The 11,183-nt window shown below is 52.9% G+C and carries 12 protein-coding genes and 1 rRNA gene; 2 read left to right on the top strand and 11 right to left on the bottom strand.

Features of this window, described 5'->3' with window-relative positions; genetic code table 11:
- From ACR0QW_RS09740 to maeA, 11 genes are all read right to left on the bottom strand, one after another.
- Positions 1-138: ribosomal RNA gene (locus ACR0QW_RS09740) — 16S ribosomal RNA — on the bottom strand; the annotation flags it as partial.
- Positions 139-480: 342 nt separating this feature from the next.
- A complete protein-coding gene (locus ACR0QW_RS09745; protein WP_432643472.1) occupies positions 481-1,143 on the bottom strand; it encodes a DUF805 domain-containing protein in 663 nt (220 codons plus the stop codon).
- A 10-nt stretch (positions 1,144-1,153) separates the two neighbouring features.
- A complete protein-coding gene (locus tag ACR0QW_RS09750) occupies positions 1,154-1,912 on the bottom strand; it encodes a hypothetical protein (protein WP_432643473.1) in 759 nt (252 codons plus the stop codon).
- 94 nt (positions 1,913-2,006) lie between these two features.
- Positions 2,007-2,207 carry a DUF951 domain-containing protein gene (locus tag ACR0QW_RS09755; protein ID WP_432643474.1) on the bottom strand — a complete coding sequence of 67 codons (201 nt, stop codon included), beginning with the start codon at positions 2,205-2,207 and terminating at the stop codon, positions 2,007-2,009.
- The gene (locus ACR0QW_RS09760; protein ID WP_432643475.1) at positions 2,197-2,865 is read right to left on the bottom strand and encodes a CBS and ACT domain-containing protein; all 669 of its coding nucleotides are present in this window, start codon (positions 2,863-2,865) and stop codon (positions 2,197-2,199) included. Before ACR0QW_RS09760 ends, ACR0QW_RS09755 begins: the two co-directional genes overlap by 11 nt.
- A 15-nt stretch (positions 2,866-2,880) precedes the next feature.
- Positions 2,881-3,585, bottom strand: coding sequence for an ABC transporter ATP-binding protein (locus ACR0QW_RS09765; protein WP_432643476.1), 705 nt, complete (start codon positions 3,583-3,585; stop codon positions 2,881-2,883).
- The gene (locus tag ACR0QW_RS09770; protein ID WP_432643483.1) at positions 3,585-4,322 is read right to left on the bottom strand and encodes an ABC transporter ATP-binding protein; all 738 of its coding nucleotides are present in this window, start codon (positions 4,320-4,322) and stop codon (positions 3,585-3,587) included. The genes ACR0QW_RS09765 and ACR0QW_RS09770 overlap by 1 nt, the downstream gene beginning before the upstream one ends.
- A gap of 7 nt (positions 4,323-4,329) precedes the next feature.
- A complete protein-coding gene (locus tag ACR0QW_RS09775) occupies positions 4,330-5,310 on the bottom strand; it encodes a branched-chain amino acid ABC transporter permease (protein ID WP_432643477.1) in 981 nt (326 codons plus the stop codon).
- A 9-nt stretch (positions 5,311-5,319) separates the two neighbouring features.
- Entirely contained in the window at positions 5,320-6,216 is an 897-nt protein-coding gene (locus ACR0QW_RS09780; protein WP_432643478.1) for a branched-chain amino acid ABC transporter permease, read from the bottom strand.
- A 70-nt stretch (positions 6,217-6,286) separates the two neighbouring features.
- Positions 6,287-7,462: an ABC transporter substrate-binding protein gene (locus ACR0QW_RS09785; RefSeq protein ID WP_432643479.1), complete on the bottom strand. Its 1,176-nt coding sequence runs from the start codon at positions 7,460-7,462 to the stop codon at positions 6,287-6,289.
- Between the two features lie 304 nt (positions 7,463-7,766).
- Positions 7,767-9,440, bottom strand: a complete 1,674-nt coding sequence (gene maeA / locus ACR0QW_RS09790; protein WP_432643480.1) for an oxaloacetate-decarboxylating malate dehydrogenase — start codon at positions 9,438-9,440, stop codon at positions 7,767-7,769.
- 156 nt (positions 9,441-9,596) lie between these two features.
- Here maeA and ACR0QW_RS09795 point away from each other — a divergent pair, with 156 nt between their 5' ends.
- Positions 9,597-10,475 carry a LysR family transcriptional regulator gene (locus ACR0QW_RS09795; RefSeq protein ID WP_432643481.1) on the top strand — a complete coding sequence of 293 codons (879 nt, stop codon included), beginning with the start codon at positions 9,597-9,599 and terminating at the stop codon, positions 10,473-10,475.
- A gap of 76 nt (positions 10,476-10,551) precedes the next feature.
- The coding region (locus ACR0QW_RS09800; RefSeq protein WP_432643482.1) for a transposase at positions 10,552-11,183 on the top strand (632 nt) is incomplete at its 3' end.

Genomic DNA, 11,183 nt, shown 5'->3' on the forward strand with positions numbered 1-11,183 from the left:
CAACCAGAGGGCAGGTTGCCTACGCGTTACTCACCCGTTCGCCACTAAGAATTCACCGAAGTAAATTCTCCGTTCGACTTGCATGTGTTAAGCACGCCGCCAGCCTTCGTCCTGAGCCAGGATCAAACTCTCCAAAATAGATTATTTTGAAGAGCCGCTTGGCTCTCAAATACTAGCTTTTGATTTTTTAACCTGGTTTTCATCCAGGTGACTCGATCTCATCACTTCAAGTGACTTGACCCGCACATCTGTCAACAATATTCAGTTCTCAAAGTTCGTCTTGCCGTCTTCGTGACGACTTCTATATATTACCAGATTTTCAAAGGTTTGTCAACAACTTTTTTCTCACTCTGTTTCAGGTGAAACAATTGCTGGTCCATTGAAGGCTGGTGTGGCGCTTCCTCAAAGAGAAAGCTTGTATAGTATAGCAAAAGAGAAGAAAGGTGTCAACACCTTTCTCCTCTTTTTTTTGAACTTATCTTATTCCCCTGCACCATATTCATTTACTCCGGGCTGACCGGCAGCGAACAGCAGATACAGGAACATAATCAGATTGGCGGCGGGGATGACACACAAAAACAGCCACAGGCCGCTGTGCCCCCGGTCGTGGAGCCGCCGTACCGAAATGGAAAGCTGAGCCACGCACAGAGCGATGCCCGCCAGAGCCCCCAGAGGTGCCAGAATGCTGATGATACCGCTGATCAGCGTTACCACTACGACGCACAGCAGCAGTAACAGCCACCGGCACACATAGTCTCCCCGGCTCAGCCGTCCGTCAAAAGAAAAGTACATGGGCTTCCAGGTATTGGCATCGGGAATATTGGCCTGGAACCGGGTGCTGAAACTGGGATCGTTGGTGGGCCGGTACTGATACCGGTCCTGTTGCTGCTGGTTTTGCCCGTTCTGCTGTTGTTCCTGCTGCCGGGTTTCCCGCACAGGCTGTACGTCCTGCACAGTTTCCTGCTGCTCTGCCGCTGCCGTCTGCTCTGCTTTCGGCTGCTCCTGGCACTGTGCTTCTGCTGCCTGCTGCCCGCCGCTGCGCATGGTCTGGCTCACCGGGGTCAGTACCAGCTCTGTTCCGTCAACGGAACAGAAATTCTGACTGTCTTCATAGATCTTATGGCATTTGGGACAGGTCTTCATAATGTCCTCCTTATTTTTTCTTTGCGGTTTTCGGTGTCTTCGTCACCTTGGCCGGATGTTTGGCGTAATAGGCAGCCAGCTGGTCGCCGATGTATTCTCCATAGGTATCGCCGGCCTTGGTCCACACATCATTCACCGCATAATGGTCCGTCATGACGTTCTGTTCATCAAAGGTGCACAGGTACAGCGTGCGCGCTTTCTCATTCTTCAAGTCGTACCGGGTCTGGCTCAGCAGCACCTTGGTCCCGTTCACCGGATTCTTCATGACGGTCTTCTCCCACACCTGGTAGGAATTGGTTCCCTTCTTTTCCAGAGAATCCGGGTTAAACCATTTCCGGCCCAGATTCGGCAGACTCTTGATGAACATCCATGGTCCCCGCCATCGGGAATAATCCCATTCATATCGGGCACGGGTGAACAGGGATGTCATGGGTTCAAAGGACTGCCATTCCTGTACCTTCCGGCTGCCTGCAGCCTTTTTCCCTTTTTTGTCCAAAGCGTAGGAGCTGAGCTGGCGCCATTTTTTGTTCTTCATATCGTATTCCCGGTGCCGCAGTTCCCCTGTATGGCCGGCAGCATCCGGTTTGGCCCAGCTGACTTTTTCCCACACCAGCAGGGACGTATCCGCCGGCCGTTTCAGGCTGTCTCTGTCCATGGAGATCAGCCCTTCTTCTGTTTCGCCCAAAGGCATCCAGTGCACCGCCTGGGCCGGAAGGGACAGGGCCGATAGACAGAATGCCAATCCCATTGCCAGCCATTGTTTTTTCATACAGACACCTCCCGGCCCTCCGGCCCGTGAATTTACCAGACCATTATACCATAAAAAGGGACTGCCGAAAGACAGTCCCCTTTTCGCATTCCGTTCAGTTTTCTTTATGTACCAGCACTTCCCGTACAGCCTTTTCGAATTTGGCCCTGGGCAGCAGGACATAGTGGCCGCAGCCCCGGCATTTGATGCCGAAGTCCATGCCCACCCGCAGTACATCCCATTCGTAGGAACCGCAGGGATGGGCTTTCTTCATCCGTACGATGTCGCCCACTGTGTAATCGGTGTCATTTTTCATGGGCATCATCTACTTTCAACGTGGAAATATCCGTGATCACGAAGCCGGCATCCCGGATGGTCTGGATAATATCCATGGCATTGGTCAAATCTGCCCGCACGGTAATGGCAGCCCGTTTCGGTCCGATTTTCCGGGTCAGTGCAGAGATGATGTTCACGCCCCGTTTCCGGAAGATATCGGTCAGATCGGCCAGCACGCCCACTTTATCCTGCGTATCCACGGTGATTTTCGTCGAGGTCTTGGCATACCCCAGCAGGTCCACAAAAGCCTTGAACACATCCGTATCGGAAATGATCCCCACCACTTTGTTGGTTTCATCCACTACGGGCAGCGCTCCGATTTTGAACTTGTACATCAGGTAGGCAGCGGTTTCCACCCCGTCTTCGGCTTTTACCGTGATGACAGTTTTCGTCATCAGATCCCGGGCCTTCAGCTTCCCCAGGATGGTGTTCACTTCATACCGATCCAGGGTACTGGCGTCGGAAGGCGTGGCCCGGGCCACATCCCCATCGGTGACGATGCCCTTCAGACGGCCGTCATCATCCACCACAGGAATCCGGCGCAGGTTGTTGTTCAGCATCATTTCCCGGATTTCCAGCAGGGACTGGTCCGCCTTCACCACTTTTACCACTTTGGTCATCAAATCTTTTACTTGCATGCTTCTGCCTCCTTGTCAACCGCCCAGATAAGCCTTCTGTACGGCTTCGCTGGCTGCCAGTTCGGCTGCACTGCCGGACAGGACCACACGGCCGGTTTCCAATACGTACGCCCGATCTGCAATGGAAAGCGCCATGTTGGCATTCTGTTCCACCAGAAGGACGGTAGTGCCTTCGTCGTTGATTTCCTTGATGATGGAGAAAATTTCCCGCACCAGGAGCGGTGCCAGCCCCATGGACGGTTCATCCAGGAGCAGCAGCTGGGGTTTGCTCATGAGTGCCCGGCCCATGGCCAGCATCTGCTGCTCGCCGCCGGACAAGGTCCCGGCAATCTGATTCACCCGTTCTTTCAGACGGGGGAATTTCAGGAAGACTTTTTCTTTATCCCGAGCCACTTCATCCTTGTCCTTGCGCAGGTAGGCTCCCATGTCCAAATTCTCCATGACGGTCATTTCAGCGAACACGTGACGGCCTTCCGGTACCTGCACCAGGCCCTGTCCCACCAGTTTATGGGCCGGAATGCCCACGATGTCGGTGCCCTTGTACTGGATGCTGCCGGTCTTGGGTTTGATCAGCCCGGAAATGGTGTGCAGGGTGGTAGATTTACCGGCCCCGTTGGAACCGATCAGGGTAACGATTTCTCCGTCCCCCACTTCCATATCCAGGTTTTTGACGGCGTGGATGGCCCCATAGTATACGTTCAGATTTTTGATTGAGAGCATCAGGATACCTCCTCGCCCAAATAGGCCTTGATGACCCGTTTGTTGTGTTTGATTTCGTCAGGAGTGCCGTTGGCGATGCAGATGCCATATTCCAGCACGTAGATCCGCTGGCACACGTTCATGACCAGCTGCATATCGTGCTCGATGAGCAGGATGCTCAGGTCGAATTCCTTCTTGATCCACCGGATCATTTCCATGAGTTCCTTTGTTTCCTGAGGGTTCATGCCAGCTGCCGGCTCATCCAGCAGCAGCAGCCGGGGGGCAGTGGCCAGAGCCCGGGCGATTTCCAGCCGCCGCTGTTCCCCATAGGGCAGGTTCTTGGCCATTTCGTCCCGGAATTTCTCCAGGTGGAAGATCTTCAACAGAGCCAGTGCTTTTTCTTCGACGGTCTCTTCTTCTTTGAAATACCGGCCGAAGCGGCCCACACCTTCCAGCAAACCATAGCGGATCTGACTGTTGAAGGCGATTTTCACGTTGTCCAGCACGGACAGTTCAGAAAACAGCCGGATGTTCTGGAAGGTCCGGGCAATACCCATCTGGGTCACCTGATAAGGTTTCTTGCCGTTGATTTTCTGACCGTCGAAGGTAATGATCCCTTCGGAAGGTTCATACACCCCGGTCAGCATATTGAAGGCCGTGGTCTTGCCGGCCCCGTTAGGGCCGATCAGGCCGATCAGCTCTCCCTCGTCGATCTGCATGGTCAGATTGGATACGGCGCGCAGGCCGCCAAAGATCATGGATGCGTTATTCACTTTGAGCAGTTCCGCCACGAGAGCCACCTCCCAGTTTGATAGAATGGAACATCTTCAGGCTCAGTTCCTTGTTGCCGAAAATACCTTGCGGCCGATTCAGCATGAGTACAATCAGGACGATGGAATAGATTACCATCCGCCATTCCGGATAATCGGCCAGGGCCGCAGAGATACCGGTGAGCAGGATGGCCCCTGCCACGGAGCCGCTGATGGAACCCAGGCCGCCCAGCACTACCATGGTCAGTACGTCGAAAGACCGCATGAAAGTGAAGGAAGCAGGATGGGCGATGTAGTAGTAATGGGAGAACAGGGCACCAGCCGTACCGGCAAATCCGGCACCGATGGTAAAGGCCATGACCTTGTATTTGGTCGTGTTGATGCCCATGGTTTCGGCTGCGATTTCATTTTCCCGAATAGCCATGCAGGCCCGGCCTTCCGCCGAGTTCTTGAAGTTCTTGATGAAGAACAGTACGAAGGCCATGATCCAGAAGGCGATGGGGAACGTGGTCAGCCGGGGAATGCCCATGAAACCGGAAGCCCCGCCTACGTAGTCGATGTTCAAAATGGTGATCCGTATGATTTCGCCCAGGCCCAGGGTAGCAATGGCCAGATAGTCACCGTTCAGCCGCAGGGTGGGAACGCCGATCAAAAAGCCCAGTACAGCCGCCGACAGGGTGGCCACGATCAGGGCGATGGGGAAGTCCATGCCCAGTTTCACAGTAATGATGGCAGAACTGTAGGCCCCCACAGCCATGAAACCGGCATGACCGATGGAAAACTGGCCGGTGAGCCCGTTGATCAGGTTCAGGCTGACGCTCATGATGATGTTGATCAGGATCAGGACCACGTTGGTTTCCCAGTAATCGTCCAGGATCTCTTCGTCAAAGAGCACATAGAATACCACAAAAATCACAGCCAGGATGGCCAGACCCAGCAGATCCTGTTTCCGCAATGCTTGTCGCAAACTCTTCATGGCCATCACCTACACTTTCTCTTTCACGTTCTTGCCCAGCAGGCCTGTAGGCTTGATGAGCAGGATCAAAATCAGGATGGCAAAAGCTGCCGCATCCCGGTAGGTGGAAGAGAAGAATCCGGACACCATGGCTTCCACCAGACCCATGATGATGCCCCCCAGCATAGCGCCGGGCAGGATACCGATGCCCCCCACCACAGCAGCGATGAAGGCCTTGATGCCGGGCATCATGCCCATCAGGGGATCGATGGAATTGTAATAGATGCCCACCAGCACGCCGGCAGCCGCTGCCAGAGCGGAACCCATGGCGAAGGTGGTGGAAATGACCCGGTCGGTATTGATGCCCATGAGCTTGGCTGCGTCCGCATCATAGCTGACGGCCCGCATGGCCTTGCCGGCCTTGGTCTTGTTGACGATGTAGGTCAGACCCAGCATCAGCACCAGAGCGCTGACCAGGATCAGGATCTGCTGGTTGTTCACCACCACGCCGCCGATATGGTACACCGTGGGAGCAAACACCGGCGGGAAGGTCCGGGGCTGGGGAGTGACCAGCAGGATCATGCCGTTTTCCAGAAAGAAGGATACGCCGATGGCGGTGATCAGGGCCGCAATCCGGGGCGCATTCCGCATGGGTTTGTAGGCGATCCGTTCGATGATGATACCGGCCAGGGCCGCACCTGCCATGGCGATGATCAGGGCCGGCAGAAACGGCAGATGGGCTTTTGTAATGGCTATAAAGCCGATGTAGGCACCCAGCATGTAAATATCGCCGTGGGCGAAGTTGATCAGTTTGATAATCCCGTAAATCATGGTGTACCCCAGGGCAATCAGCGCATAGATACTGCCCAGGGAAATACCGTTTACAATCTGCTGGGCAAATTGCAGAGCAAAGGATCCTGTATTCATGAGCACCCCTCCTTGTGAAAAAGTTTGGCGTCAGACCGAAAACCGATCCGACGCCCATAGGTTGGTTGGCTTACAGCGTAATCTTTTGTTTGAAAGTCTGTTTGCCGTCTTTCATTTCGATGATGATACCACCGGAAACAGGGTTGTGTTCTGCATCCAGGGTATATTTGCCAGTGGCTACCTGCAGATCCTTGATCTTGCCCAGTGCTTCAGCGATCTTGGCGCCGTCCGTGGTGCCGGCCTGTTTCAGAGCTTCGGCTACAGCCATGGTGCCATCATAGCCATGGATGGCGAAGGTATCCGGTTCTTCGTTGAACTTGGCTTTGTAGTCCTTGATGAACTGCTGTACATGAGGATCTTTATCCTGTGCAGAATAAGCATTGGTGAAGTAGGTCCCATTCAGGGCTTCCGCACCGGCGATGTCGGCCAGTTTCGGAGAATCCCAGCCATCGCTGCCCAGGATCGGACAGGTGATTCCCACTTCACGGGCCTGTTTGATGATCTTGGAAACTTCTTCATAGTAGCCAGGTACATACAGGGCTTCCGGATTGGTGGTCTTCAGCTTGGTCAGAGCGGACTTGAAGTCCTGGTCCTTGGCCAGGAAGGCTTCTTTGCCTACGACCTTGCCGCCGTTGGCTTCCAGAGTCTTGCTGAATACATCCGTCAGGCCCTTGGAGTAATCGCTGGAGGAATCATAGAAAATCGCCACGTTTTTCACTTTCAGGGTTTCGGTGGCGAATTTGGCCATCAGTTTGCCCTGGAAAGGATCCGTGAAGCAGGCACGGAAAATATACGGACGGACTTTGCCTTTTTCATCCACTGTGATGCCGGGGGCCGTAGCTACGGGTGCCATCAGAGGAACTTTGCTGTTGGTGACTACAGGAGTGGCAGCGGATACGCAGCCGCTGGTTGCCGGCCCAATGATGACAGCTACTTTATCTTTTGTGATCAGTTTGGTGGCTGCGTTGCCGGATTCGGAAGGCTCCGATTTGTTATCGGCTTCCACCAGTTTGATCTTCTTGCCATTGATGCCGCCTTTGGCATTGATCTGGTCCACAGCCAGCTGTACACCTTTGTACGTGGATTTGCCATAGTTGGCCACGTTGCCGGTCAATTCGAACAGAGCGCCGACCTTGATTTCATTGCCATTGTCCTTTGCTGCATCCTTCTTGCCGCAGCCGGTAAACATAGACGCTACGAGAGTTGTCATCGCCAGCGCGCCGACCGCTTTTTTCCATGCTTTCATCAACAACACCTTTGCTTTCTTGAGATTTTCTTGCCGGTGACCCGCACAAAACCGGTCGGCCTTGCAAGCTTATGTCCATTATAAGCACTGTTTTGCATTTTTGCAACACTTTTTTAACAAAAATAATGTCATTTTATTAAATATACAGTTGTTTTATGTATATTTTTTACATTGTGTATATAGAATGGATTTTTGTCTATTGTATAGGTATGTTTATGGAATTTCACAGAAATTGAAGCAAAAAAAATAGGGAGTGTGAAAAAATTTCTTCACACTCCCTATTTTCAATCGACTGGCGACGCACTTATAATTCCTTATATTCCGCATCCCAGTGGACAGCCGCAATGGCCTTTTGGGGATCATCCACGGGAATCTGGTTCAGGCCCTCTTTCACGGCCTGCCGGATGACCTTTTCGGCCAGGATCTTGGTGAAGTTCCCCATTTCCCGTACTGGCGGCAGCACAGCAGCACCCGGTCTGCCTCCCTCCACCAGGTCGGCCAGGGCATGGGCCGCAGCGGCCAGCATCCCCCTGGAAACCCGTCTGGCCCGGCAGGCGGTGACAGCCAGCCCCATTCCCGGGAATACCAGGGAATTATTGGCCTGGCCGATATCAAAGATGGTGTGATGATACACCACTTTCTTGGAAGCGGTGCCGGTAGCCACAAAAGCCTTCCCGTCCGTCCAGTGCAGCAGGTCATCAGCGCTGGCTTCAGCCAGATCAGCCGGATTGCTCAGCGGGAAGATAATGGGCCGGGGAGTATGGGCAGCCATATCCTGGACGATTTCCTTTGTAAAGGCACCGGCGGCTGTAGAGGCACCTACCAGGATGGCAGGCTGGATTTCATGGACCACCGCAGCCAGATTGTCCAGGGAAGCCGCATCGGCGAATTCGCTCCGTTTCCGGGCAAAGGGTCTCTGCTGAGGAGTCAGGTCGTCCATATCGTCGAACAGCAGGCCCTGCTGATCCACCAGGAAGAACTTGTCCCTGGCTTCTTTTTCGCTGAGGCCCTGGAGTTTCATTTCTTCATAAACCTGTTCCACGATGCCCATCCCGGAAGTACCGGCACCGAAACATACGAACTTCTGGTCTGTGATCTTCTGGCCGGAACTCTTCAGGGCGCCCAGGATAGCCGCCAGGGTCACAGCCCCGGTTCCTTCGATGTCGTCGTTGTACACGGCGTATCTGTCTTCATATCGTTTCAGCAGACGGGCAGCGTTTTCCCGGCCAAAATCTTCGAAATGGATGTACAGACCGGGAAACAGCTTTTCAGCAGTCTCGATGAACTTGTCCACAAAGGCATCATACCGTTCGTCGTGAAGCCGTTCATGATGCAGGCCCAGGTACAGAGGATCATTGATCAGACTTTCCCGGTTGGTGCCTGCATCCAGCACAACGGGCAGTACTTTGGAAGGATCGATACCGGCCGCCGCCGTATATACCAGGATCTTGCCAGTAGAAATGGAGACCCCGTTGGTGCCCCAGTCACCAATGCCCAGGATGCTTTCCCCGTCGGTAACCACGATCAGCTGGATATCCCGTCCGGAAGCCCCGTTTTTCAGGGATTCCTCGATGTCGCCCATGGCATCGATGGACAGGTACACAGCATTTTGCGGAGTGGTGAACAGTTCACTGTACTGCTTGACGCTTTCAGCCACGCCGGGCGCATACAGGACCGGCATCAGTTTTTCCAGATGATGGGAGAACAGATGGAAGAACAGCGTACGGTTGCGGCTGAACAGTTTCATCAGATAATGGCGCTGCACCATCTTGTTGGGCCGGTCACAGAAATTGTCATAGGCCTGCTTGTCCTGCAGCTCGATGGTTTCGATCTGGGGCGGCAGGATACCGGTCAGGCCGAACTTCTTCCGTTCTTCCCGGGTAAAGGCAGTGCCTTTGTTCAGGAACGGATCATTCAGCAAATCATAACCTCGTTTCGTCGTTGTCATGGAAATCTCTCCTTTATCTGAACCAGTCATTTCAATCCAAAAGAAAAGGGAACGGGGGCCATACGGCCCCTGTCCGGCACAAGAAGTTGACTATATCTGTATTGTAACGAGTTGAGCATGAAAAGTATAATACTTTATTTTCACTGACCCAAACTTTAAGTTATAATATGCAAAAAGGAGGTCTTTATGAAACTCACCCAGATCGAATACTTCATCGCCGTATGCGACACCGGCAGTTTTTCCCGTGCCGCTGAGAAGTGCCATATTTCCCAGCCCGGCATCTCCAAAGCCATCCGGGAACTGGAAGAAGAATGCGGGGTGGCCCTGTTCCAGCGGAACCGGAACAACATCCAGATCACCCGCCGGGGACGGATTTTGCTGGATCATGCTCTCCAGTTCCAGAACCAGTACAGGAATCTGTGTCAGGTGATGCATTCCCTGAGCAGCGGCAAGGCCCTGATCCGCATCGGCATTGCCACCATGCGGGGCAATACTGTTTTTCCCCAGATCCACGGAGCATTCCTGAAGAGCCATCCTCAGATCACCATCGAAACCGTAGAAGAAACCACCAAAGTGCTGTATGAACTGCTGGACCGGCAGGAAATCGACTTCGCCCTGTGCGTCACCAACCGGCTGCCGGATTCACCCAGCCACTGCCTGCTGCTGCGGGAAAGCTACCTGAAGCTGTTCGTCCGCCAGGACCATCCCCTGGCCAGCAGGGATACCCTCGACCTGACGGAGCTGAAGGGCATACCCCTTGTCATGTTCTCTGACCACTTCGATCAGACATCCTACATCCGTCATATCTTCGCCCAGAGCGGAGTCCATCCCTGGATTCTGCACCAGACCACCCAGGTATTCACCATCCTGGAATACATCCGTTCAGAAGGAGCCGCCGGATTTCTCACTGAGGAAATCGCCCAGCAGGAGCCGGACCTGCACCCCATTTCCATCCGCCAGTTCCGCCCGGCCTATATCACCCTGAACTGGAACAAAGACTTGCATTTCAACCCGGCCATGGAAGAATTCGTCCGTTTCGTCAAAAAAGGGGGTGTGAAAAAATAAGCCCCCAAAAAATACGAAAAAGGACTTCCGATTCTCGTGAACCGAAAGTCCTTTTTCGTGTTAGAATTTAACTGCGATGAAAAACCTAACTGTGTATTATGGTACTCCCAAACAGGGAATTTTACCAGCATTTTTTTCTGACTGCCTGGATATCACAGATCCGGTTTTCACGTTTGACAGATTCATGGAGGAAATCGATTTACGTAAATATCTGAGCTGCCTTCCTGCTCATGAGCTTGGAAGGATCAGATATAATCCCGTCAATATGCTGAAAACGGTTCTGTTCGGGTTTATGGATGAAGGATGCATCTCTCTCAGAAAGCTGGAAGACAATTGCAAAGTCAATATCCGCTATCAATACCTCATGGATGGCAAACGCCCATCCTATCGTACTTTCGGATACTTCATCAATAATGTGCTGAAAGGTCAAGCTGAATCTCTCTTCTATGAAATTACCCAGAAAATCATTGCCAAAGAGCATGTGGATCTGAACCATCTCTACATTGATGGCTCCAAGTTCGAAGCTGATGCCAACAAATATACCTGGGTATGGAAAAAAGGAACGGAGAAATCGAGATTCCGGCTGTATTCTAAGATTTCGGCTCTTTTTGAAGAAATCAACGGGATGCTGAGCTATAGCGGAATGAAAGTTGAGATCAACGCGGAATATGCCCCTGAATATCTGGAACTCATCCTGAATAAACTCCA

The organism is Acidaminococcus sp. (genome assembly GCF_050873445.1).
Classification (GTDB): domain Bacteria; phylum Bacillota; class Negativicutes; order Acidaminococcales; family Acidaminococcaceae; genus Acidaminococcus.

Coding starts and splice junctions, on each gene's coding strand:
- ACR0QW_RS09745 (WP_432643472.1), bottom strand. CDS start 1,143: ATGAAGACCTGTCCCAAATGCCATAAGATCTATGAAGACAGTCAGAAT.
- ACR0QW_RS09750 (WP_432643473.1), bottom strand. CDS start 1,912: ATGAAAAAACAATGGCTGGCAATGGGATTGGCATTCTGTCTATCGGCC.
- ACR0QW_RS09755 (WP_432643474.1), bottom strand. CDS start 2,207: ATGAAAAATGACACCGATTACACAGTGGGCGACATCGTACGGATGAAG.
- ACR0QW_RS09760 (WP_432643475.1), bottom strand. CDS start 2,865: ATGCAAGTAAAAGATTTGATGACCAAAGTGGTAAAAGTGGTGAAGGCG.
- ACR0QW_RS09765 (WP_432643476.1), bottom strand. CDS start 3,585: ATGCTCTCAATCAAAAATCTGAACGTATACTATGGGGCCATCCACGCC.
- ACR0QW_RS09770 (WP_432643483.1), bottom strand. CDS start 4,322: ATGATCTTTGGCGGCCTGCGCGCCGTATCCAATCTGACCATGCAGATC.
- ACR0QW_RS09775 (WP_432643477.1), bottom strand. CDS start 5,310: ATGAAGAGTTTGCGACAAGCATTGCGGAAACAGGATCTGCTGGGTCTG.
- ACR0QW_RS09780 (WP_432643478.1), bottom strand. CDS start 6,216: ATGAATACAGGATCCTTTGCTCTGCAATTTGCCCAGCAGATTGTAAAC.
- ACR0QW_RS09785 (WP_432643479.1), bottom strand. CDS start 7,462: ATGAAAGCATGGAAAAAAGCGGTCGGCGCGCTGGCGATGACAACTCTC.
- maeA (WP_432643480.1), bottom strand. CDS start 9,440: ATGACTGGTTCAGATAAAGGAGAGATTTCCATGACAACGACGAAACGA.
- ACR0QW_RS09795 (WP_432643481.1), top strand. CDS start 9,597: ATGAAACTCACCCAGATCGAATACTTCATCGCCGTATGCGACACCGGC.